The organism is Pseudaestuariivita sp., assembly GCF_052825805.1.
Map to the genome: position 1 here is coordinate 1 of NZ_JBRBVB010000011.1, position 23,604 is coordinate 23,604.

The window sequence follows — 23,604 nt, forward strand, 5'->3', positions numbered from 1 at the left end:
CGCCGGGATGCCGACCTGACGGCCGAGCAGGATGTGCTCGCGCGTCTGCGGCATCGGGCCGTCGGCCGCGTTCACCACCAGGATCGCGCCGTCCATCTGCGCCGCACCCGTGATCATGTTCTTGACGTAGTCGGCGTGGCCCGGGCAGTCGACGTGCGCGTAGTGGCGGTTGTCGGTCTCATATTCCACGTGCGCCGTCGAGATCGTGATCCCGCGTGCCTTCTCCTCCGGCGCACCGTCAATCTCGTCATACGCCTTGAAGTCGCCAAACTGCTTCGTGATCGCCGCCGTCAGCGTCGTCTTGCCGTGGTCAACGTGACCAATCGTGCCAATGTTGCAGTGCGGTTTCGACCGCTCAAACTTTTCCTTCGCCATGATGGCCTCCTTTAGTCGTCCGGCGGGCGCTCCGCCAAGTGTCTTTGAGGTCCCGGATCAGGTCCGGGACGCTCGCTTTGCTCACGCGTATTTCGCCTGGATCTCGTCAGAGATGTTCTGCGGGACCGGGTCGTAGTGGTCGAACTGCATCGTGAACTGCGCGCGGCCCGAGGACATCGAGCGCAGGTTGTTGATGTAGCCGAACATATTGGCCAGCGGCACGAAGGCGTTGATCGCGATGGCGTTGCCGCGCGGCTCTTGGCCCGTCACCTGCCCACGGCGGGAGGTGAGGTCGCCGATCACGTTGCCGGTATACTCTTCCGGCGAGATCACTTCGACCTTCATAATCGGTTCAAGCAGCTTGGCGCCGGCTTTCTTCATGCCCTCGCGCATGCCCATGCGGGCGGCGATTTCGAAGGCCAGAACGCTGGAGTCCACATCGTGGAACTTGCCGTCGATCAGGGCCACCTTGAAGTCGATCACCGGGAAGCCTGCCAGCGGACCGGAGTCCATGACCGACTGGATGCCCTTTTCGACGCCGGGGATGTATTCCTTCGGCACCGCGCCACCGACGATGCGGCTCTCGAAGGAGTAGCCTTCGCCCGGCTCGGTTGGGGTGATGATCATCTTGACCTCGGCGAACTGACCCGAACCACCCGATTGTTTCTTGTGGGTGTAGGTGTGCTCGACCTCGTGACCGATTGTCTCGCGGTAGGCCACCTGTGGCGCGCCGATGTTCGCCTCGACCTTGAACTCCCGCTTGAGGCGGTCGACGAGGATGTCGAGGTGAAGTTCGCCCATGCCCTTCATGATGGTCTGACCGGACTCGAGGTCGGTCTCGACGCGGAATGACGGATCTTCGGCTGCAAGACGCTGCAGACCCTGGGACATCTTCTCCTGGTCGTTCTTGGTCTTCGGCTCGACGGCAATCTCGATCACCGGATCGGGGAAGGTCATCGTTTCGAGAACCACCGGCTCTTTCTGGTCGCAGAGCGTGTCACCGGTCGTGGTGTCCTTGAGACCCGCAAGCGCGATGATGTCGCCGGCAAATGCCTCTTCGATCTCTTCGCGGTTGTTGGAGTGCATCATCATCATGCGGCCGATGCGCTCTTTCTTTCCCTTGGTCGAGTTGAGGACGGTGTCGCCTTTGTTCATCTTGCCCGAGTAGATGCGGGTGAACGTCAGCGAGCCCACAAACGGGTCGTTCATGATTTTGAACGCCAGGCCGGAGAAGGCCATGTCGTCGTCCGCGCGGCGGGCGATGTTACGCTCTTCGGTCTCGTCGCCAGGGGCAAAGCCCATGTAGTCGACCACGTCCAGCGGGCTGGGCAGGTAGTCGATCACAGCGTTGAGGAGCGGTTGCACGCCTTTGTTCTTGAACGCCGAGCCACCGAGGACCGGGACAAACGCCATCGAGAGCGTGCCCTTGCGGAGCAGCTTGCGCATGGTGGCAACGTCCGGCTCTTCGCCTTCGAGGTAGGCTTCCATCGCGTCGTCGTCTTGCTCGACGGCGGCTTCGACCATCTTCTCGCGCCATTCGGCGGCCATGTCGGCGAGGCTGTCGCGGATGGGTGCCTTGACCCAGGACGCGCCAAGGTCTTCACCCTGCCAGAGCCACTCTTCCATGGTGACAAGGTCGATCAGACCTTCGAGCTCGCTCTCCGCGCCGATCGGGATACCGACGGGCACGGCGCGGGCGCCGGTGCGGTCTTCGATCATTTCGACACAGTTGAAGAAGTCTGCGCCGATCTTGTCCATCTTGTTGACGAACACCATGCGCGGAACCTTGTAGCGGTCAGCCTGGCGCCACACGGTTTCGGTCTGCGGCTCGACACCTGCGTTGGCGTCAAGCACACAGACGGCACCGTCGAGCACCGCGAGCGAACGCTCGACTTCGATGGTGAAGTCGACGTGGCCGGGCGTGTCGATGATGTTCAGGCGGTGCTTGGGCGTATCGGCGGTCTGACCGTCCTCGGTGCGCTCCCAAAAGGTGGTGGTCGCAGCCGAGGTGATGGTAATGCCGCGCTCCTGCTCCTGCTCCATCCAGTCCATGGTGGCGGCGCCGTCGTGCACCTCACCGATGTTGTGGGACTTGCCGGTGTAATACAGGATCCGCTCCGAGCAAGTGGTCTTGCCGGCGTCGATATGGGCCATGATCCCAAAGTTGCGGTAGCGGTCGAGAGGATAGTCGCGTGCCATCGGGGCTGCTCCTGAGTGCCTGTGTCGGGGTGCGCTGGGTTACCAGCGGTAGTGCGAGAACGCCTTGTTGGCGTCCGCCATCTTGTGGGTGTCTTCGCGCTTTTTCACGGCGCTCCCGCGGGAGTTCACGGCGTCGAGAAGCTCACCTGCGAGGCGCTCTTCCATCGTGTTCTCGTTGCGGTTGCGGCTGGCGGTGATGAGCCAGCGGATCGCCAGGGCCTCGCGGCGCTCGGTGCGCACTTCGACGGGGACCTGGTAGGTGGCACCACCAACGCGGCGCGAGCGGACTTCGACGGCCGGTTTGATGTTGTCGAGCGCTTCGTGGAAGATTTCCACCGGCGCGCGCTTCACCTTGGCCTCGATGCGGTCGAGCGCGCCGTAGACGATACGCTCTGCGACGGATTTCTTCCCGTCGAGCATCAGGTTGTTCATGAACTTGGTGAGGACCTTGTCGCCATACTTGGCGTCGGGCAGGACTTCACGTTTCTCGGCGGCGTGACGACGCGACATCTGATCTTCCTCTTACTTGGGACGCTTGGCGCCGTATTTCGAACGGCGTTGCTTGCGGTCCTTGACGCCTTGCGTGTCGAGGACACCGCGCAGCACGTGATAGCGCACGCCCGGAAGGTCTTTGACGCGGCCGCCGCGGATGAGCACAACCGAGTGCTCTTGCAGGTTGTGGCCCTCGCCGGGGATGTAGCTGATGACCTCAAAGCCGTTGGTGAGACGCACCTTGGCGACGCGGCGCATGGCCGAGTTCGGCTTTTTCGGGGTGGTCGTGTAGACGCGCGTGCAGACGCCCCGCTTTTGCGGGCACTCCTTGAGGTGCATCGACTTGGACCGTTTGACTTTGGGCTGCCGCGGCTTGCGGATCAGCTGCTGGATCGTGGGCATATGGGCTCTTGCTCCCGTTTCGCGCTCATGTGTCTGCGCACATGAGGTGCGCGGGTTTCTTGTTCGTTACGCGCCTCACACGTCTGCAAAGCGCAAACACCGCGTCGCCATCCTCTGGAAAGGATCGCCGCGGTGGGGTGTCAGAGGATCGGGGCCAAGGCCCGGATCGTGGCCACTACAGGTCTGATTGTCGCAAGACGGAACTTCCCCGCCCGCGAGATGAGCGGCGTATAGGGGGAGTCGGAATCCTTGTCAACAGCGCCCCACGGGGCCTTGAGCGGTCAACGCGCTTGCCGTTCGCGCAGGAGCGTGAACACCCCTGCCGCGACCACCAGTACCACGCCCACGAGGGTCAGCTCATCCGGCCACTCGGCAAAGACGAGCCATCCCAAAAGCAGCGCCCAGAGGATGCCGGTGTACCGGAAAAGCGCCGTGAACGACAGCTCGCCCGAGCGGATCGCGAGCACGCTGAAGAGGTATCCGCCGATGATCGCAATGGCCGAGCCGGTGATGCGCAGGGCGTTGACGGAGCTGACCGCCTCCCACGGCTCGAAAAGGCTGAGGAGGCCGCAGCCGATGGTGATCCCGATGGCGGTGGTAAAGGCGACGAACATCGACGGCACATCGTCCGACATGGGCCGGGTCACCAGATCGCGCACGACCACTCCGCCTGCCGCGATCAGCGCGTAGACCGTGTAGATCGTGAAATCCGCCGTGCCCGGACGGATGATGAGCAGCACACCGACAAACCCCACGAGGATTGCCGTGATCCGGCGCCACCCGACGCGCTCCTTGAAGATCACCGCTCCGGCAAAGGCGATCAGCAACGGGAGCGCCTGCAAAACCGCTGTTACATTCGCGATCGGCATGTTGAGCAGCGCGGTAAGAAAGGCGCACACGATCAACAGCTCGGACGCCACCCGCACCGATAGGAGTGTCCAATCGCGGCGCCCCAGCCGGGGCGACAAGACGCCCATCCAGGCGCAAAAGGCGCCGATCAGGAGCGTTGTGCCAAGTCCCCTTAAGAAGATCATCTGAAAGAGCGGCACCTCCCCGCCCGTCGCCTTCACGCACACATCGTTCAGCGTGAACGACAGCATGGAGGCCATCATCATCAGCGCCCCGCGCGCGTTGGGCGACATTCAGAGCGCCTGCAGGTCGCTGACCTCGACCCCGAAGTGGTCGCGGATCAGGCGATCCACCCGGCCGGGCTTCATCTTGTCGATCAGCCCCAGCTGCGCCGGATCGGACTTGTTGTCGGGGTGCAGCGTGCGCAGGAAGGCCGGCGTGTCGATGTCGCTGTAGACATTATAGTGCTGCGCGAACTTGCGGTGGTTGTAGGCGTAGGGCAGGCCCGGGTCCGCCATCGGACTGAGGAGCGCCGATCCGACAGAGAGCGGCATCCGCTCCTTGGCATCGAACACGCGGTTGGGACCGTCCGTGTTCATGTCGATGTAAAAACCGTAATTGTGCGCGATCATCGTGCGTGAGGCCGGGTCCGCGACTTGCAAAAGTCCTGACGCCTGCCGCTTGATCCGCGCGATGAAGTCCGTATCCACCGCATCGTCATCGTCGATCCGAAAGCTCAGCGAGTGGCTGAACCGCTCGTCCCTCAGCCGCGCATAAGACCGGCGGAGCAGTTTGTACTGCTTGGCCGGCTCTTCGGGAAAGAGCACTACGTTGTCATGCGGCGCGGTGATGCTCAGCAGCCGTTCCAGCTGATCCCCCGGCAAATGCGTCGAGGTGATCACGCCGAGGCGAAAGTCCATGTCGGTCTGACGCATGAGCGACGGCAGGCAGAGCTTTTCAAAGAGGTGAAACCGCCGCTCCATCCGCTCGGGCGCAAAGATATGCGCCGCGATCTTGTCGATGCTGTCGAACTTGTCCGCGTAGTAATCCTCGGTCAGCACCGAAAAGCGGATCAGTCCCTGGACCTGGATCGTGTGGCTCACCGCCCTGCCCTCTCGTTTTGCCCAGATGTGACCGAGCGCGGGGCGGCAATCAAGCCCGTGGGTGATGGGCAAGCCGCGAGTGGTGCGCTAGCGTTGCAGGATGAAGCTCGAATTTCACCACATCAACTACGTCGCCGAAGACGTCGAACGGCTGCACCGCTTCTATACCGAAGTGCTGGGTCTCGACGACATCCCCATCTCGCAATTCCCCCGCACACCCGCGGCGGATGGGAAGGGGTTTGACGGCAACATCCGGTTCGCCACCGACGGCGGCATGCAGTTTCACCTCGCCGAACGCGACTTCGACGTGGCGTTCAAGAACGGTCAGGTCATCAACCCGGTCGCCAAGGGGCATATCGCCTTTCGCACGGATGACCTCGCCGAAGTGCTCGCCACGCTCGATGCTGCAGGCATCCCCTACTCCGACTACGGCACGGCCTTTGCCGCCGAATGGCACCAGGTGTTCTTCCAGGACCCCGAAGGCAACGTGATCGAGGTGCACCAGCAGGTGACGCCACCAAAGGAGGGCGCGCTGTGAGGCATATGGCGGCGCTGGTCTTCCCGCGATTTCAGACGCTCGATTTCTTTGGTCCCATCGAGATGCTCGGCGGGTTTCGGGACGAGATTATGGTGACCACGGTGGCGATGGACAAGGAGCCGGTGCCCAGCCGGCATGGCCAGCATATTGTCCCGGATTGCAGTCTGGCGGAGCGGACAGACTATGACCTCCTCTTCATCCCCGGCGGGGATTCCGCGCTGGATGCGGCAAAGGACCCCGCGCTCATGCAATGGGTGAGGGACGTCGCGGATCAAGCGGAACGGGTGCTGGCGGTCTGCACCGGGACCATTCTGCTCGGCATGTCGGGTGTCCTCGATGGACGGCGCGCCACAACCAACAAGCTCGACTTCATGGCGACAGTGCCTTTGGCGCCGAATGTCACGTGGGTAAAGGAAGCGCGCTGGGTGCGGGACGGCAAGTTCTACACATCATCCGCGGTTTCGGCGGGCATGGATATGGCGCTTGGCGTGGCGAAGGACCTCTTTGGACGCGCCGCTGCGGAGGAGATGGCCGAAGGCAATGAATACCTTTGGAACAGCGACCCGGATCACGATCCCTTTGCTAAGGCTGCTGGGCTCGGCTGACGAAATAACTTCTTAAAGCAAAAGACCCCGCACAAACGTGCGGGGTCTTTTTGTCGGGATGGGTGCGAGCACCCATCCTACCTGTGTCGCACTTTTGTAGGATGGGTGATTTCACCCATCCCGCTCAAGCTCAGTCGCGGCTTTCCGGCGTGTCGACGATGCCGATGTCGAAGGCGTCGCCGCCCACGATGTCGTCCATCGGTGCTGCCAGGGCTGCGGCCGCTTCGGCCTCCTCGCGGCGCGCTTCGATCACGACGTTGTCGCGGTCTTGCGCGATGCGGCGCGCCTTCTGCGTCGCCCCGCCGGTGCCCGCCGGGATCAGGCGGCCCACGATGACGTTCTCCTTGAGGCCCACGAGCTTGTCTTTCTTGCCCTGCACCGAAGCCTCGGTGAGGACGCGCGTGGTCTCCTGGAAGGACGCCGCCGAGATAAACGACCGGGTCTGCAGCGACGCCTTGGTGATCCCCAGAAGGATCGGCTCGCCTTGTGCCGGACGCTTGCCACGGGCAATCGCCTTTTCGTTGGCCGCATCGAACTCGGCCTTGTCCACGTGCTCGCCCTTGAGGAGCGTGGTCTCGCCGGAGTCCTGGATCTCCCACTTCTGGAGCATCTGCCGGACGATCACCTCGACGTGCTTGTCGTTGATCTTCACGCCCTGCAGCCGGTAGACGTCCTGCACCTCGTCGATCATGTAGTTGGCCAGAGCCTCGATCCCCATGATCGAAAGGATGTCGTGCGGGGCCGGGTTGCCGTCCATGATGTAGTCGCCCTTCTGCACGAAGTCGCCTTCCTGCACCGGGATGTGCTTGCCCTTGGGCACCATGTACTCGACGGGCTCCATCGACTCGTCCGACGGGTCGATCGCGATGCGGCGCTTGTTCTTGTAGTCGCGCCCGAACCGCACGTAGCCGTCGATCTCGGCGATGATCGCGTGGTCCTTGGGACGACGCGCCTCGAAGAGTTCGGCGACACGCGGCAGACCCCCGGTGATGTCCTTGGTCTTGGCGCCTTCACGCGGGATACGCGCGACGACGTCACCGGCCTTGATCTCCTGGCCGTCTTCGACCGAGAGGATCGCGTCCACCGACATCGGGTAGGTGATCGGGTTGTCGGCGGCGTTGCGCACCGGCTCCCCGTCCGCACCGACCAGAATGACTTCCGGCTTGAGCTCGTTGCCTTTGGGCGCGGCGCGCCAGTCGGAGACGATCTTCTGGGTCATGCCCGTCGCATCGTCGGTCTCTTCGCGCACGGCCACACCAGCGACGAGGTCCACGTACTTCGCGGTCCCGTCTTTTTCGGCCAGGATCGGCAGGGTGTAGGGGTCCCACTCAAAGAGCTTTTCGCCCCGCTCGATGGCCTGCCCATCCTTGACGAAGAGCTTGGAGCCGTAGTCGAGCTTGTGGCTCGCCCGCTCCCCGCCATGCTCGTCGACGATGCGCAGCTTCATGTTGCGCCCCATCACGAGGATGTCGCCGTTCGCGTTCTCGAGCACGTTGGTGTTCTCGAAGGCGATCTTGCCCTCTTGGCTCGATTCCAGGAACGACTGCTGGCCACCTTGCGCCACGCCGCCGATGTGGAAGGTCCGCATCGTCAGCTGCGTGCCCGGCTCGCCGATGGATTGCGCCGCGATGATGCCGACCGCTTCACCCTGGTTCACCAGCGTACCGCGTGCCAGATCCCGGCCGTAGCACATGGCGCAGACGCCCTCTTCGGCCTCACAGGTGAGCGGCGAGCGGATGCGCATTTGCTGCACGCCCGCCTCTTCGATGGCGTCGGCCATGCGCTCGTCGATGAGCGTGCCCTTGGCGCAGAGAACGTCCTCGGTGCCCGGCACCATGACGTCGTCCGCCGCAACACGGCCCAGCACGCGCTCGCCAAGCGATGCGACCACCTCACCGTCGTTCACGGCGGCCTGCGCCATGATCGCCTGTTCGGTGCCGCAATCGGCCATGCGCACGATGCAGTCCTGCGCCACGTCCACCAGACGGCGGGTCAGGTAGCCCGAGTTCGCCGTCTTGAGAGCGGTGTCCGACAGACCCTTCCGCGCGCCGTGGGTCGAGTTGAAGTACTCGAGCACGGTCAGACCTTCTTTAAAGTTCGAGATGATCGGCGTCTCGATGATGTCGCCGTTCGGCTTGGCCATAAGGCCGCGCATCCCGCCGAGCTGCTTCATCTGCGTGACCGAGCCACGGGCGCCGGAGTGCGCCATCATGTAGACGCTGTTCGGCTCTGCTTCTGCGCCGTTCTCGTCGGTCTGCGCCGCCGAGATCGTGGACATCATCGCGTCGGTGACCTTGTCGTTACACTTGGACCAGGCGTCGACAACTTTGTTGTACTTTTCGCCCTGGGTGATCAGGCCGTCCATGTACTGCTGTTCAAAGTCCTTCACTTGCTCGCGCGTGTCATCGACGATCCCCCACTTGTCGTCGGGGATGACCATGTCGTTCTTGCCGAACGAGATGCCAGCCTTGAACGCTTCGCGGAAGCCCATCGTCATGATCTGGTCGCAGAAGATCACCGACTCCTTTTGGCCGCAGTAGCGGTAGACGGTGTCGATCACGTTCTGCACGTCTTTCTTCCGCAGAAGGCGGTTCACCAGGGCAAACGGTGCCTTGTTGTTCTGCGGCATCATCGCGCCGAGTTTGATCCGGCCCGGGGTGGTTTCAAAGATCTCGTGGACCTCGTTCCCCTCGGCGTCGATCTGCGGCAGGCGCGCCTTGATCTTGGCGTGCAGGTGCACGGCGCCTGAGTCGAGTGCGTGCTGCACTTCCTCGACCGAGGAGAAGACCATGCCCTCGCCCTTCATCCCGTCGCGCGCGATGGTGACGTAGTAGAGGCCCAGGATCATGTCCTGCGACGGCACGATGATCGGCGCGCCGTTGGCGGGCGACAGCACGTTGTTCGTCGACATCATCAAGACGCGCGCTTCGAGCTGTGCTTCGAGCGAGAGCGGCACGTGCACGGCCATCTGGTCACCGTCAAAGTCGGCGTTGAAGGCCGAACAGACAAGCGGGTGCAGCTGGATTGCCTTGCCTTCGATCAGCACCGGCTCGAACGCCTGAATGCCGAGACGGTGCAGAGTCGGCGCACGGTTGAGCATGACCGGGTGTTCGCGGATCACCTCGTCGAGGATATCCCAGACCTCCGGGCGCTCTTTTTCCACCAGCTTCTTGGCTTGCTTGACGGTCGAAGACAGACCCTTCGCCTCGAGCCGCGAGTAGATGAACGGCTTGAAGAGCTCGAGCGCCATCTTCTTCGGCAGACCGCATTGGTGCAGCTTGAGCTCGGGACCGGTCACGATCACCGAACGGCCCGAGAAGTCGACGCGCTTACCCAGAAGGTTCTGACGGAAGCGGCCCTGCTTGCCCTTGAGCATGTCCGAGAGCGATTTGAGCGGACGTTTGTTGGCGCCGGTGATGACGCGGCCGCGGCGGCCGTTGTCAAAGAGGGCGTCCACGGATTCCTGCAGCATCCGCTTCTCGTTCCGCACGATGATGTCGGGCGCGCGCAGCTCGATGAGCCGCTTCAGGCGGTTGTTCCGGTTGATCACGCGGCGGTAGAGATCGTTGAGGTCCGACGTCGCAAAGCGACCACCATCGAGCGGCACCAGCGGGCGCAGTTCCGGCGGGATCACCGGCACGACGGTCATCACCATCCACTCCGGGCGGTTGCCCGACTCGAGGAAGGCTTCGACAACCTTGAGGCGTTTGATGATCTTTTTCGGTTTCAGCTCGCCCGTCGCCTCGGCCAGGTCCGCGCGCAGCGTCTCGGCTTCGGATTCCAGGTCGATCGCCGCCAGCATCTCGCGGATCGCTTCGGCGCCGATGTTGGCCGTAAACGCATCCATGCCGTAGGCGTCCTGCGCGTCCATGAACTCTTCCTCGGTCAGCATCTGACCGTAGGTGAGGTCCGTCAGGCCCGGCTCGATCACCACGTAGTTCTCGAAATAGAGCACACGCTCGAGATCGCGCAGCGTCATGTCCAGCATCAGGCCGATGCGCGACGGCAGCGACTTGAGGAACCAGATGTGCGCGCAGGGCGCGGCCAGCTCGATGTGGCCCATGCGCTCGCGGCGCACCTTTTGCAGGGTGACCTCGACGCCGCATTTCTCGCAGACGACGCCGCGGTACTTCATGCGTTTATATTTGCCGCAGAGACACTCGTAGTCCTTGATCGGGCCAAATATGCGCGCGCAAAAGAGGCCGTCCCGCTCGGGCTTGAACGTCCGGTAGTTGATCGTCTCGGGCTTTTTGATCTCCCCGAACGACCACGACAGGATCCGCTCGGGCGAGGCGAGCGAGACCTTGATCTCGTCAAACACCTTGGTCGGCGTGAGCGGGTTGAACGGGTTGTTTGTCAGTTCCTGGTTCATGGGGAACTCCTACTGATCTTTGCCGCGCTGTGCGGCTTCAAGCTTGGCGACGCGGCGCGAGAGCGCGTCGAGCGATGTCATGGCTTCTTCGCCGGCGCGGGCGAGGACGGAGAGCTGGTCGACCTTGACGGACAGACGGTCCACTTTGCCCATCAGGCGGTCGTGGCTCTGATCTTGCTCGTCGAGGCGCGTGACAATCGCATCGAGGCGAGAGATCACGTCTCCAAACAGCTTTCTTGTCTCATCGTCCATACCCAGGCCTCCTAAGCGCAGATCACACGGTGGGTGGCGGAGACTGGAGCGCCGCTTTCCACGATGGATGCGTTTTCGGTCTTGTAGCCGGCCACGCCGGGGTTTTCCGGGTCGATCTTGTCAAAGCGCGCCATGGTGAGGCCCGCCCCTGCGCAGACCGCCCGCGACGTGTCCTCGCAATCGCCAAAGAGGCCGATGGCGCCGACGCTGCAATCCACGAGGGCCGGCACCTGGATGCCGGTCGGGTCGGGTGTCAGTACGGGCGCGGGCGCGGCTGCCTCGGCGGGCGGGTCTTGCACCGCCCCCTCGGTGGGCACACAGCCGGCCAGCGCCAGCCCGGCGATCGTCAGAACGCCAAGCGCCCTCATTCGTCCACCTCGGCGTCAAGCAGCTCCATGTTGAGGCCCAGGCCGCGCACCTCTTTGACGAGGACGTTGAACGATTCTGGCACACCGGCCTCAAAGTTGTCTTCGCCCTTGACGATGCTTTCGTAGACCTTGGTCCGGCCCGCGACGTCGTCGGACTTGACCGTCAGCATCTCCTGCAGGGTGTAGGCGGCGCCGTAGGCTTCGAGGGCCCAGACCTCCATCTCCCCGAAACGCTGACCGCCGAACTGCGCCTTACCGCCCAAGGGTTGCTGGGTGACGAGGCTGTAGGGCCCGGTCGAACGCGCGTGGATCTTGTCGTCCACCAGGTGGTGCAACTTGAGCAGGTACTTGACGCCCACAGTCACCGGCCGCGAGAACTGCTCGCCGGTACGACCGTCAAAGAGGATCGACTGGCCGCTTTCGCTAAAGCCCGCACGCACCAGCGCGTCGTTCACGTCCGCCTCTTTCGCCCCGTCGAAGACCGGGGTCGCGATCGGCACACCATGAGTGACGGTCGAGGCCGCCTCGACCAGCTGGTCTTCCTCCATCGGGGCAAAGCCCTCGTCGTAGACCTCGTCGCCATAGGCGATCCGCAGCGCTTCGCGCACCGGGGTGAGATCACCCGAGCGGCGGTACTCGCCCAGAGCCTCGTCGATCTGGATGCCCAGACCGCGCGACGCCCAGCCCATGTGGGTCTCGAGAATCTGCCCGACGTTCATGCGCGACGGCACGCCCAGCGGGTTGAGGCAGAAGTCGACCGGCGTGCCGTCCTCGAGGAAGGGCATGTCCTCCATCGGGACCACCTTGGAGATGACGCCTTTGTTGCCGTGACGGCCGGCCATCTTGTCGCCCGGCTGCAGCTTGCGCTTCACCGCGATGAAGACCTTGACCATCTTCATCACGCCCGGGGGAAGGTCGTCGCCGCGGCGGACCTTCTCGACCTTGTCCTCGAACCGTGCATCGAGGGCGCGTTTCTGCGCCTCGTACTGCTCGTTGAGTGCCTCGACGATCTGCGCGTCCGCCTCTTCCTTGAGCGCGAGCTGCCACCACTGGCCACGCGGGAGCGTGTCAAGGAGGTCCTCGGTCACTTCGGAGTTGGACTTGACGCCCTTGGGACCCTTCACCGCGACTTTACCGAGGATGTGGGTGCGCAGGCGCGCGTAGATGTTGCGGTCGAGGATGGCGAGCTCGTCGTCACGGTCGCGGGCGAGGCTTTCGACCTCTTCGCGCTCGATCTGCAGCGCCCGCTCGTCTTTCTCGACGCCGTGGCGGTTGAAGACGCGGACCTCGACCACGGTGCCGAAGTCGCCCGGTTTCACGCGGAGCGACGTGTCGCGCACGTCCGAGGCTTTCTCACCGAAGATGGCGCGCAGGAGTTTCTCCTCCGGCGTCATCGGCGATTCGCCCTTCGGAGTGATCTTGCCCACGAGGATGTCGCCCGGCTCCACGTCGGCGCCGATATAGACGATGCCCGCCTCGTCGAGGTTGCGCAGCGCCTCCTCGCCGACATTGGGGATGTCGCGGGTGATCTCTTCGGGCCCGAGCTTGGTGTCGCGGGCGGCGACTTCGAATTCCTCGATGTGGACCGAGGTGAAGACGTCGTCACGCGCGATGCGCTCGGAGATCAGGATCGAGTCCTCGTAGTTGTAGCCGTTCCAGGGCATGAAGGCGACGACGACGTTCTTGCCGAGCGCCAGCTCACCCATGTCCGTGGAGGGACCGTCCGCGATGACCTCGCCCTTGCCGACCTCCTGGCCCACGACGACCAGCGGACGCTGGTTGATGCAGGTGTTCTGGTTCGAGCGCTGGAACTTGCGCAGACGGTAGATGTCGACGCCCGGGTCGCCCACCTCGAGGTCGGCGGTGGCGCGGATCACGATCCGGGTGGCGTCCACCTGGTCGATGATGCCGGCGCGCTTGGCCATGATGGCCGCGCCCGAGTCGCGCGCCACGACACCCTCGATCCCGGTGCCGACCAGCGGCGCCTCGGAGCGGAGCGTCGGCACGGCCTGACGTTGCATGTTCGAGCCCATCAGAGCGCGGTTCGCGTCATCGTTCTCGAGGAACGGGATGAGCGAAGCGGCGACCGACACCAGCTGTTTCGGCGAGACGTCGATCAGGTCCACGTTCTCGTTCGGCGCCAGCGTGTAGTCACCGTTCTGGCGGGTCGAGACGAGGTCGTTCACGAACTTGCCGGTCTCGTCGAGATTGGCGTTCGCCTGCGCCACGGTGTGCCGCATCTCTTCGGTGGCGGACATGTAGTGGACTTCGTCTGTCACCTGACCGTCCTTGACGATCCGATAGGGCGTTTCGATGAAGCCGTACTTGTTCACCCGCGCGAAGGTGGCGAGCGAGTTGATCAGGCCGATGTTGGGACCTTCCGGCGTTTCGATCGGGCACATCCGGCCATAGTGCGTCGGGTGCACGTCGCGCACCTCGAAGCCCGCGCGTTCACGCGTTAGACCGCCGGGGCCAAGCGCCGAGAGGCGGCGTTTGTGCGTCACCTCCGAAAGCGGGTTGGTCTGGTCCATGAACTGCGACAGCTGCGAGGAGCCGAAGAATTCGCGCACGGCAGCCGCCGCCGGTTTGGCGTTGATCAGGTCCTGCGGCATGACGGTGTCGATCTCGACCGACGACATGCGCTCCTTGATCGCGCGCTCCATCCGCAGAAGGCCGACACGGTACTGGTTCTCCATCAGCTCGCCGACCGAGCGCACCCGGCGGTTGCCGAGGTGGTCGATGTCGTCGATGTCGCCTTTGCCGTCGCGCAGATCGACAAGCGCCTTGATGCACTTGACGATGTCTTCGCGGTCGAGCGTGCGCTGGGTGTCTTCCTTGTCGAGGGCGAGGCGCATGTTCATCTTGACACGGCCGACGGCGGAGAGGTCGTAGCGTTCGCTGTCGAAAAAGAGCGTGTCAAAGAGTGCGGAGGCCGCGTCCACGGTGGGCGGCTCGCCCGGGCGCATCACGCGGTAGATGTCCATGAGCGCGGTGTCGCGGTTCATGTTCTTGTCCGCCGCCATGGTGTTGCGCATGTAAGGGCCGACGTTGACGTTGTCGATGTCGAGCACGGGGATCTCGGTCACGCCCGCGTCCATCAGGTCCTTGAGGATGCCGCCGGTGACGTCGCCGTCCTTGTCGACCTCCCAGGTGAGCTCGTCGCCCGCCTCGGCGTAGATGGCGCCGGTCTCTTCGTTGATGATGTCCTTGGCGACGAACTTGCCGACGATCTGGTCAAACGGCACGAGCAGCTCGGTGATCTTGCCCTCGTCGATGATCTTTTTCACCGCGCGGGGGGTCACTTTCTTGCCAGCCTCGGCGATGACTTCGCCGCTGTCTGCGTCCACCAGGTCAAAGGTCGGGCGGGTGCCGCGCACGCGCTCGGGGAAGAACTGGGTAACCCAGCCCTCACCCTTGCGCTGGGTGTAGGTCACGGTCTCGTAATAGGCGTCCATGATGTCTTCCTGGTCGAGACCCAGCGCGTAGAGCAGGGTCGTGACCGGAAGTTTCCGGCGGCGGTCGATCCGCGCAAACACGGTGTCCTTGGCGTCGAACTCGAAGTCCAGCCAGGACCCGCGGTAGGGAATGATCCGGCAGGCGAAGAGCAGCTTGCCCGAGCTGTGCGTCTTGCCCTTGTCGTGGTCGAAGAACACGCCCGGGCTACGGTGCATCTGGGAGACGATGACGCGCTCGGTGCCGTTCACCACGAAGGTGCCGTTCGGGGTCATCAGGGGCATGTCACCCATGAAGACGTCCTGTTCCTTGATGTCCTTGACCGACTTGGCGCCGGTGTCCTCGTCCACATCAAATACGATGAGGCGCAGCGTCACCTTGAGCGGTGCGCTGTAGGTCATGTCGCGCTGCTGGCACTCCTCGACGTCGTATTTCGGCTTTTCGAGCTCGTAGGAGACGAACTCGAGGATCGCGGTCTCGTTGAAATCCTTGATCGGGAAGACCGACTGGAACACACCTTTGATGCCCTCGCCGTCCATCGGCTGGAGCTGGTCGCCGGACTTGAGGAAGAGATCGTAGGACGATTTCTGCACCTCGATGAGGTTCGGCATCTCGAGCACTTCGCGGATCTTGCCGAAGTACTTGCGGAGACGTTTCTGACCAAGGAATGTTTGTGCCATGCGGACGCGCACCTTTCTCTACGAGGCATGTGCCGCCGCCGGGCCGCAGCGCACATCCCCTATCGAGAGGACAAGACCGGTCCATACCTGGCCCCCGTCCCAAGGGAGCCTCCCGACCGGTGAACTTGCCTGAGAGAGGGTCTGGCCGCCGCCGTGTCGCGGCATCCGGGCCCTCTCTGAGACAGGTTCGCTTCTGAGGAACAGGTCCTCTTTAGACGCTTTTGGCTGAGCCCGGTTTCCCGCGCCCAGCCTCGATGTTCTGGCCGAGATGGGTGACATCACCCATCCTACGTTTGGCCGGAGCCTTCGTAGGATGGGTGGTTGCCACCCATCTCGCGAAATTACTTGAGCTCGACCTCGGCGCCAGCTGCTTCCAGCTTGCCTTTGATCTCTTCGGCTTCGTCTTTCGAAACCTGCTCTTTGACCGCTTTGCCGCCTGCTTCGACGAGCTCTTTGGCCTCTTTCAGGCCGAGGCCGGTGATGCCGCGGACTTCTTTGATGACGTTGATCTTCGACGCGCCGGCCGATTTCAGGATCACGTCAAACTCGGTTTGTTCCTCTGCGGCGTCGCCACCTGCGTCGCCTGCCGGGCCGGCCATCATCACTGCGCCGCCCGCTGCGGGCTCGATGCCGTACTCGTCCTTGAGGATGGTTTTCAGTTCTTGTGCTTCGAGCAGGGTGAGACCCACGATCTCTTCTGCCAGTTTCTTCAGATCAGCCATGTCGACTTCTTTCCGTTATCAGATGTGTTCCAACGCGAGGTTTGCAACCCCCACGAAACTCCCGTGATTGCCTTACGCCGCCTCGGCTTTCTCTTCGATGGTCGAGAGAATGCCAGCGATGTTCGAAGCAGGTGCGCCAATGGCCCCGGCGATGTTCGATGCAGGTGCGCCGATGCAGCCGACGATGGAAGCGATGAGCTCCTCGCGCGACGGCATTTTCGACACGGCCTCGACACCGGCCCGGTCCAACGCATTCTCGCCCATGGCTCCGCCGAGGATGTCGAACTTTTTGTTCGCCTTGGCAAAGTCCTCGGCGACCTTGGCTGCTGCCACGGGGTCTTCCGAGTAGGTGAGAACGGTCATGCCCGTCAGGTAGCTTGCGATGGATTCGCAAGGCTTGCCGTCCAGGGCGATCTTGGCGAGCCTGTTCTTGGCGACACGCACAGCGGCGTCTGCGTCACGCGCACGTGCGCGCAGGTCCTGCATGTCGGCAACCGTGAGACCTTCGTAGTGGGCAACGACCACCACGCCAGAGCTTTCAAAGATCTGGCCGAGTTCCTCGACCACTTTCTCTTTCTGGGCTCTATCCACAGTTCACTCCAAGGTTTGGAGGGCGTTTGACGACCCCCCGGCTCAATTCGCCGGATCACGAATGACCCGACATCGGGTCCGCACGGGTCCGCAGCCAATCCGCCCCGGGAGCTGATCCCGGTAAGAATACCTTCGGTCCCGTCTCGGGCAGGAATTATGACCGCCGTATCGCGACCACCCACCGTCTCGGACGAAACGACAAACAGCCCGGAAGACCGGGCCATCTGACAGCGCGCTCTTTAGGACCATTCGCCGGGAATGCCAAGGGCAAAAGTGGCGCTGCCGTGGCGGCCGGCGGAGAAAGAAAAAGGGCGGCCCCGGTGGACCGCCCTATCAAAAAACCTATGAAGCCGGATCAGCCTTCGCTGAGCGCGGTCGCCACGTCGATAGTCACGCCGGGACCCATGGTGGAGGTCAGCGAGATCTTCTTCATGTAGGTGCCCTTGGCGCCCGACGGTTTGGCCTTGGCCACCGCGTCGATAAAGGCGCGCACGTTCTCGACCAGCTTGCCTTCGTCGAACGACGCCTTGCCGACACCTGCGTGCACAACACCGGCCTTCTCGGCCTTGAACTGCACCTGGCCGCCCTTGGCGTCCTCGACGGCTTGTTTGACGTCCATCGTCACCGTGCCGACCTTGGGGTTCGGCATCAGGTTGCGGGGACCAAGCACCTTACCGAGACGGCCCACGATGGGCATCATGTCCGGGGTCGCGATGCAGCGGTCGAACTCGATCTTGCCGCCCTGGATGGTCTCCATCAGGTCCTCGGCGCCAACGATGTCTGCGCCTGCGGCCTCAGCCTCTTCGGCCTTGGGACCGCGAGCAAAGACAGCCACACGGACGGTCTTACCGGTGCCGTTCGGAAGGCCAACAACGCCGCGGACCATCTGGTCGGCGTGGCGCGGGTCGACGCCGAGCTGCATGGCGATCTCGACGGTCTCATCGAACTTGGCAGTCGCGTTGGACTTGACCAGCGCGACGGCGTCCTCGACCGAGATGTCGTGCTTGCCAGCGAACGCTTCGCGGGCGGCTTTGGTGCGTTTTCCGAGCTTTGCCATCTTACTTCACCTCGATGCCCATGGAGCGGGCGGAGCCCAGGATGATCTGCATCGCCGCGTCGATATCGTTGGCGTTGAGATCCTTCATCTTCGCTTCAGCGATCTCTTTCACCTGCGCCGCGGTCACGGTGCCAACGGTTTCGCGGCCCGGGTTGTTCGCGCCGGATTTCAGCTTCGCCGCCTTGCGCAGGTAGTAAGACGCGGGCGGCGTCTTGATGTCCATTTCAAAGGACTTGTCCTGGTAGTAGGTGATCACGGTCGGGCACGGCGCACCGGGCTCCATGTCCTGCGTCTTGGCGTTGAACGCCTTGCAGAATTCCATGATGTTGATGCCGCGCTGACCCAGCGCCGGGCCGACCGGCGGGCTTGGGTTTGCTTGCCCTGCGGGCACCTGCAGCTTCATGCTGCCGACGAGTTTCTTGGCCATCTCTCAGACCCTCCTTTCCAACCGCGTCGGGACGCGTCCCTCTGCGTGATGTTGCCGTGGTCCGGTCTGCACACCGCGGTGCGCGCGCCTCCCACATGGATGCCGCTATTGCGACACCGGCGGCGTATGCACCGGAGGCGGCTTTATTGCAAGCGGAGTCTATGTCAGTGGGCGTAGGCGAAAGTCCGGCGGGATGCGGTCGTGTCCTTCGAGGATCAGGTCCGCGAGCACTTCGCCGCAGAGAGGCGCCATGCCAAAGCCGATCTTGAACCCGCCATTGGCGATCCATGTGTTTGGTTTTGTAGGATGCGCGTCCAGCAGCGGCGCGCGGGAGGCAGAACGAGGGCGCACGCCCGCCCAGCGCAAGACCTCCGGCGCGTCCCGTAAGGTGGGCACTGCCGCACGCGCCTTCTCGAGCACCGGGTCGATGAGTGCGTCTGTGCTTTGCGGATCGTCGAAGTCCCGTTCCGAGGTCGAGCCAATCGCCACCGTCCCGTCCCCGTGCGGCACAATGTGCACCCCGTCGACAAAGAGTTGCGGGGCCTCGCGCGCGTCATGCCTGAGAAGCACCGCCTGCCCTTTGACACCCGCCCCTTCGATCCGGCCAAGCTCTTGGATGAGTGCCTCCAGCCCCGCCACCCCACGCGCGTCAATGACCGGCCCTTCATGCGGGCCATCGGTCACGATCTCCCCGCCTTTGCTGGTGATCGCCTGCGCCAAAGCCTCGCACGCCCTTTTTGGATGCACACGCGCGCTCAGCGTATCCCAAATCCAGAGCCCTGTGGGTGAGTTCGGTGCAAAGCCTCCGGGCGTATCTGTCACCTCCCAGATCGCCTTCCCCTTCCAAAGCTCTTCGGCGCTTTTGCGCCGCCCCTTGGCAAGCTCCAAGGCATGATCATCGAGGATCGGCTGGAGCCGTCCCGTCCGCGCGTACCCCGGATCACCGCCGCCAGCCTCAGAAACCTCCGCCCACCAGCCCTCGGCCATGAGCAGGCTCTCAAACTGAAACGCCTTCTTGGCGTTCCAATTCTCCGGCACATGCGGCGCCAACGCGCCGACGATCCCGCCCGAGGCGCCCGCCGCGACGCCGACAGGATCGATCACACGCACACGCACGCCACGCTTGGCCGCAGACCACGCCACCGACAGGCCGAACACCCCTGCTCCCAGAACTGTCAGATCGACCATTGCGCGCGGCTCCCGTTTGCGCGAACCCTCTGCCATGAGCTTGCCCGAGACACCAGAACCGCTCGACTGGCGCCCCCGCGCGGCGGGCGGGTCGGTGCCCGTATCGCAGAGGTTCGACGATCCCTATTACTCGCTCGAGGACGGGCTGGCGGAGACCCGGCACGTCTTTCTGGACGGCAACGATCTGCGCGCCCGGCTGCGGGACGGTTTTCACGTGGCGGAGCTGGGCTTTGGTACGGGCCTAAACCTGCTGGCGCTGATGGCGCTATGGGACGACCTCGGCACACCCGGCACGCTGCACTTCACCACATTCGAGGCGCATCCGCTGGATGCTGAGACCATGCGCCAAGCGCACGCCGCCTTTCCAGATCTCGCTGCACAGGCGGAGGCTCTCGCGCCTTACCTCGGCCAAACGTCTTTCCAGACCGACACCCTCCGCTTCACGATGATCGAGGGCGATGCCCGCGAGACACTCCCCGTATGGGAGGGGCGAGCCGACGCCTGGTTTCTGGACGGATTTTCGCCCGCAAAGAACCCCGAGATGTGGACGCCCGAGTTGATGGAGGCCGTCGGCGACAAGACCACTCCGGGCGGGACAGCCGCGACCTACACCGCCGCGGGCCACGTGCGCCGGGCGCTCGCGGACGCAGGCTTCACCGTCACTCGCGCTCCCGGCTACGGACGCAAGCGCCATATGACGCAGGCCATGAAATGATCCGCCGATGAGCGCCCCGCAGAACCCCCAACTCGCGATCGCGCTGATGGTGCTGATGGCCATGGTCTTTGCCGTGCAGGACGGGATCTCCCGGCACCTGGCGGAGACCTACAACACGGCCATGGTCGTCACGATCCGGTACTGGTTTTTCGGCCTCTTCGTGATCGCCCTGACCGCCCGGCAGGCGGGCGGGTTGCGGCACGTGGTGCGCTCTGGGCGGCCGGGCCTGCAAGTTCTGCGCGGGCTCATCCTCGCCACCGAGATCAACGTGATGGTGTTCGGCTTCACCAAGCTCGGCCTGATCGAGGCGCATGCCATCTTTGCCGCCTACCCGCTGATTGTCGCCGCCCTCTCGGTCCCGCTTTTGGGCGAGAGCGTCGGCTGGAAACGCTGGGCGGCCATCGCCTTCGGCGCTGTGGGGATGCTCGTAATCCTGCAGCCGGGTAGCGGCATCTTTTCGAGCTGGTCGCTGGTGCCGTTCTGCGCAGCGACGCTCTTTGCGCTTTACAATGCGCTCACGCGGCTGGTGAACCGGACCGACAGCGCGGCGACGGCGTTCTTCTATACCGGCGTCGTTGGAGCGGTTGCGCTGACGCCGGTCGGCCTTTGGATGTGGGAGCCGATGGCGCGGGGTGACTGGCTTTGGATGGGGCTCTTGTGCCTGACCGGCGCGGGCGGACACTGGCTGCTGATCAAGGCGCTCGATCTGGCCGAGGCGAGCCTTTTGCAGCCCTTTGCCTACCTCCAGCTTGTATTCGCCACGTTGGTCGGGCTTGTCGCCTTTTCGGAGAACCTGCGTCTGGCGGTGATCATCGGCGCGGCGATCATCGTCGGCGCGGGACTCTTTACGTGGTGGCGAGAGCGGCAGGTCAAAGGTTGAAATACGCAACTTTCAATAAAGACGGAAAGCTATACTAGTTCACGCGCCGTCCCGCGGGGTGGCGCATCGCGCCGCCCCAGGGGGGCGGGTCGGCGCGGCCTGACGGTTACCGTCAGGCGGGCGCTTTGATTTGAGCGTGGGATAGGTTGCCCTAACTACCGCATCGTCGAGCCAACCAACTCTTCGGAAAACGGCACTGGCAGAGGGTCCTTGCCAAGCCGCGCGCGATAGACCGGCAGGCTCTCGGTCACCCGCATCACGTAGTTGCGCGTCTCGGTGAACGGGATGAGCTCGATCCAGTCGACGATGTCGATACCGCCCCGGCGCGGATCGCCATTGCGCTCCATCCACTGGATCGGACGGCCCGGTCCGGCGTTGTAGCCCGCCGCCATCATCACGATGTTTCCGTCAAAGCGTCGCGCAAGTCCCTCTAGGTATTTGGCCCCGAGCGTGGCGTTGTACTCGAAATCGGTCAGCAGCCGGTCCCGGCCATAGGGCATCCCCAGATCGCGGCTCACATCGCGCGCGGTCCCCGGCATCAGCTGCATCAAGCCACGCGCTCCGGCACCCGAAATCACCACCGGATCGAACTCGCTCTCGCGGCGGGAGATCGCCAGCACCAGCTCCGCCGGCACAGGGTGGTCCATCTCCGCCACCGGATGCAGCGCGTAGTACGGCCCCGGGATCTCGAGCCCTGCCTGCGCCGCGCGCTTGCCGACCATCACCTGGATGTGCGGCGTTTCGAGCACCATCAGCAGATCGCCAAGCTGGCCCGCCTCCGTCCGGTCAAGGCTTTCCGTCAGGTGGGTAAAGAACCGTTCGGCCAGCACATCCTCATCCGAGGCAAGCAGTAGAATCGCCGCGCGAAAGACCGACGTCTGCCGGAACGGGGCGTCCTGCCAGGGCGGGAAATCCTCCCGACCCGCGAGGCTATCGGGCGGCGCGATGCCCGCCTTTTCCGCCGCCAGAAGGCCATAGAACGAGGTCTGAAACGCCGCACCGTCGGCGTAGGCGGCCTGCGCGGCAGCCTCCTCGCCCATCGCCTCGTAGGCCCGGCCACGCCAGTACCCTGCGCGCCCTTTCGAGATCGGGGAGGCGACATTGGCGTCGAGCCGGTCAAAGTGTTTGAGCGCATCGCCAGCACGCCCCAGCCGCAACGCGGCATAGCCCGCCAACCATTCGAGGTCCGAATACGCCGTCCCGTTCTCGAGGAAATGCGGCGCGGCGAGGTCGTAGGCGCTCTGAAACCGGCCCGCGCGCAACTCTTGCCGGACAAGGACACGGCGGCGCGGCGCCCATGCCTCCGGCACGCCCAGCGCTTCGGCACTTTCGGACGCCTCGAGCATCACCTCGATAGACCGCGCGCGCTGGCGCTTGGCGGTCATCCAGTCGAACCGCGCGAATTGCAGCCCGGGGGTGGCGCGCAAGTCTTCCGGGACGGCCTCGAGCTTGGCCGCCACGTCCCCGGCGCGCGTAAGATACGCCAGCCGGGCCCCTGCAAGCGCGCGTGCCTCTTCGTCCACCAGCGGCAACATCCGCCCGGCGGAATTTGTCGCCTCCTCCCACAGCATAGCGTCGAGCCGGGTCGCGTGATGCGGCGCCAGAGCATCGCCGAAGGTTTCGAGATAGCGCGCCTGCAAGGCGCTCGGCATAGGGTGGGTCTGCCAGCCGGCCACCGCAGTTGCGCGCCCCTCCGCGCCGCCCTGCGCGACGGCCAGCGCAAAAGCGCCTGCGGCAGTCTGTGCCGTCTGGCCCTCGAAGAACGCCCGCGTCACGGCACGGCCAGCCCCGAGGAAATTCGGCTCCGACTTGCGGCGCAGGAAGGGCAGTCCCGGCCAGTCCCCGTTGCGGCGGAGAAAGGCCATAACCTCGTCCGGCGTGCCTTGTCCTGCGCGCAGGCGGTGCCACTCGACGATGTCCACCGCGACGGGTCCGTCCTCGCCGGCAACCTCGAGCGCGGCGGCGAACTGGCTGCTGCGCACCAGCGCCATCGCCTGCGCCAGCGGGCGGAGCGGCGCGAGAAGCTCGGCCTCGCTCACGCCCTGCGCCCGGGCCGCGTCGGCGCGCGCCACGGGTCGCAGGTCCGCAAACGGGCCTTCCGCTTCGGAGGTCTCGGCTACCGGAGAATTGGTGGAGACGGTCTTGGACGCCTCTGCAGCCGGGCGGGCCTGCGGGCGCAAACTCGTCTCCTGCGCTGCCGCGGACACGGCGCACATCAGAGTTGCGGCGAGGGCCACCCCGTGGCGCATGATCGCTTGCATTGGCGACGAACTTCCGACTACACGCAGCAAAATATATCGCCTGGCGCGCCAGCTTCAATTCACGTGCCCGGCAAT

20 protein-coding genes are annotated in these 23,604 nt (G+C 64.1%); 4 read left to right on the top strand and 16 right to left on the bottom strand.

Translation table 11 applies throughout. The annotated features are described in order from the left end of the window. The 6 genes from ACU0B3_RS13885 to ACU0B3_RS13910 form a co-directional block, all read right to left on the bottom strand. On the bottom strand, positions 1-375 hold a 375-nt coding region (locus ACU0B3_RS13885; protein ID WP_446259580.1), incomplete at its 3' end, for a GTP-binding protein. Positions 376-456: 81 nt separating this feature from the next. Further along, the gene (fusA, locus tag ACU0B3_RS13890) at positions 457-2,574 is read right to left on the bottom strand and encodes an elongation factor G (RefSeq protein ID WP_446261463.1); all 2,118 of its coding nucleotides are present in this window, start codon (positions 2,572-2,574) and stop codon (positions 457-459) included. A 39-nt stretch (positions 2,575-2,613) separates the two neighbouring features. Beyond that, positions 2,614-3,084: a 30S ribosomal protein S7 gene (gene rpsG / locus ACU0B3_RS13895; RefSeq protein WP_446261464.1), complete on the bottom strand. Its 471-nt coding sequence runs from the start codon at positions 3,082-3,084 to the stop codon at positions 2,614-2,616. A 12-nt stretch (positions 3,085-3,096) separates the two neighbouring features. Further along, complete coding sequence (gene rpsL / locus ACU0B3_RS13900) at positions 3,097-3,468, bottom strand: 30S ribosomal protein S12 (RefSeq protein WP_050532627.1); 372 nt, start codon at positions 3,466-3,468, stop codon at positions 3,097-3,099. 281 nt (positions 3,469-3,749) lie between these two features. Continuing rightward, positions 3,750-4,610 carry a DMT family transporter gene (locus ACU0B3_RS13905; protein WP_446261465.1) on the bottom strand — a complete coding sequence of 287 codons (861 nt, stop codon included), beginning with the start codon at positions 4,608-4,610 and terminating at the stop codon, positions 3,750-3,752. Continuing rightward, positions 4,611-5,420: a glycosyltransferase gene (locus ACU0B3_RS13910; protein WP_446261466.1), complete on the bottom strand. Its 810-nt coding sequence runs from the start codon at positions 5,418-5,420 to the stop codon at positions 4,611-4,613. Between the two features lie 100 nt (positions 5,421-5,520). Between ACU0B3_RS13910 and ACU0B3_RS13915 the strand changes: the two genes are divergently transcribed. Together ACU0B3_RS13915 and ACU0B3_RS13920 are read left to right on the top strand one after the other, a co-directional pair. Continuing rightward, entirely contained in the window at positions 5,521-5,958 is a 438-nt protein-coding gene (locus ACU0B3_RS13915; protein ID WP_446261467.1) for a VOC family protein, read from the top strand. Between the two features lie 5 nt (positions 5,959-5,963). After that, positions 5,964-6,563 (top strand): DJ-1/PfpI family protein, encoded by a 600-nt coding sequence (locus ACU0B3_RS13920; RefSeq protein WP_446261523.1) that lies wholly within the window; start codon positions 5,964-5,966, stop codon positions 6,561-6,563. 130 nt (positions 6,564-6,693) lie between these two features. On the opposite strand, the gene rpoC is transcribed toward ACU0B3_RS13920, so the two are convergent. From rpoC to ACU0B3_RS13965, 9 genes are all read right to left on the bottom strand, one after another. Next, positions 6,694-10,935 (bottom strand): DNA-directed RNA polymerase subunit beta', encoded by a 4,242-nt coding sequence (gene rpoC / locus ACU0B3_RS13925; RefSeq protein WP_446261468.1) that lies wholly within the window; start codon positions 10,933-10,935, stop codon positions 6,694-6,696. A gap of 9 nt (positions 10,936-10,944) precedes the next feature. Then, positions 10,945-11,187 carry a hypothetical protein gene (locus ACU0B3_RS13930; protein ID WP_446261469.1) on the bottom strand — a complete coding sequence of 81 codons (243 nt, stop codon included), beginning with the start codon at positions 11,185-11,187 and terminating at the stop codon, positions 10,945-10,947. 11 nt (positions 11,188-11,198) lie between these two features. Continuing rightward, positions 11,199-11,555 (bottom strand): hypothetical protein, encoded by a 357-nt coding sequence (locus ACU0B3_RS13935; RefSeq protein WP_446261470.1) that lies wholly within the window; start codon positions 11,553-11,555, stop codon positions 11,199-11,201. Then, a complete protein-coding gene (rpoB, locus tag ACU0B3_RS13940) occupies positions 11,552-15,688 on the bottom strand; it encodes a DNA-directed RNA polymerase subunit beta (protein WP_446261471.1) in 4,137 nt (1,378 codons plus the stop codon). The genes ACU0B3_RS13935 and rpoB overlap by 4 nt, the downstream gene beginning before the upstream one ends. 341 nt (positions 15,689-16,029) lie before the next feature. Continuing rightward, on the bottom strand, positions 16,030-16,410 hold the full coding sequence (rplL, locus tag ACU0B3_RS13945) for a 50S ribosomal protein L7/L12 (protein ID WP_446261472.1): 381 nt from the start codon (positions 16,408-16,410) through the stop codon (positions 16,030-16,032). A gap of 72 nt (positions 16,411-16,482) precedes the next feature. After that, positions 16,483-17,001 (bottom strand): 50S ribosomal protein L10, encoded by a 519-nt coding sequence (gene rplJ / locus ACU0B3_RS13950; RefSeq protein ID WP_446261473.1) that lies wholly within the window; start codon positions 16,999-17,001, stop codon positions 16,483-16,485. A gap of 355 nt (positions 17,002-17,356) precedes the next feature. Then, entirely contained in the window at positions 17,357-18,058 is a 702-nt protein-coding gene (gene rplA / locus ACU0B3_RS13955) for a 50S ribosomal protein L1 (RefSeq protein ID WP_446261474.1), read from the bottom strand. A gap of 1 nt (position 18,059) precedes the next feature. Continuing rightward, positions 18,060-18,485, bottom strand: a complete 426-nt coding sequence (gene rplK, locus ACU0B3_RS13960) for a 50S ribosomal protein L11 (RefSeq protein WP_446261475.1) — start codon at positions 18,483-18,485, stop codon at positions 18,060-18,062. A 159-nt stretch (positions 18,486-18,644) separates the two neighbouring features. After that, a complete protein-coding gene (locus ACU0B3_RS13965; protein ID WP_446261476.1) occupies positions 18,645-19,673 on the bottom strand; it encodes an NAD(P)/FAD-dependent oxidoreductase in 1,029 nt (342 codons plus the stop codon). 40 nt (positions 19,674-19,713) lie between these two features. Between ACU0B3_RS13965 and mnmD the strand changes: the two genes are divergently transcribed. Both mnmD and ACU0B3_RS13975 read left to right on the top strand, forming a co-directional pair. After that, positions 19,714-20,388 (top strand): tRNA (5-methylaminomethyl-2-thiouridine)(34)-methyltransferase MnmD, encoded by a 675-nt coding sequence (gene mnmD / locus ACU0B3_RS13970; protein WP_446261524.1) that lies wholly within the window; start codon positions 19,714-19,716, stop codon positions 20,386-20,388. A gap of 7 nt (positions 20,389-20,395) precedes the next feature. Continuing rightward, on the top strand, positions 20,396-21,268 hold the full coding sequence (locus ACU0B3_RS13975) for a DMT family transporter (RefSeq protein WP_446261477.1): 873 nt from the start codon (positions 20,396-20,398) through the stop codon (positions 21,266-21,268). A 155-nt stretch (positions 21,269-21,423) separates the two neighbouring features. Here ACU0B3_RS13975 and ACU0B3_RS13980 read toward each other — a convergent pair whose 3' ends face one another. Continuing rightward, a complete protein-coding gene (locus ACU0B3_RS13980; protein WP_446261478.1) occupies positions 21,424-23,529 on the bottom strand; it encodes a transglycosylase SLT domain-containing protein in 2,106 nt (701 codons plus the stop codon). Positions 23,530-23,604 lie beyond the last annotated feature (75 nt).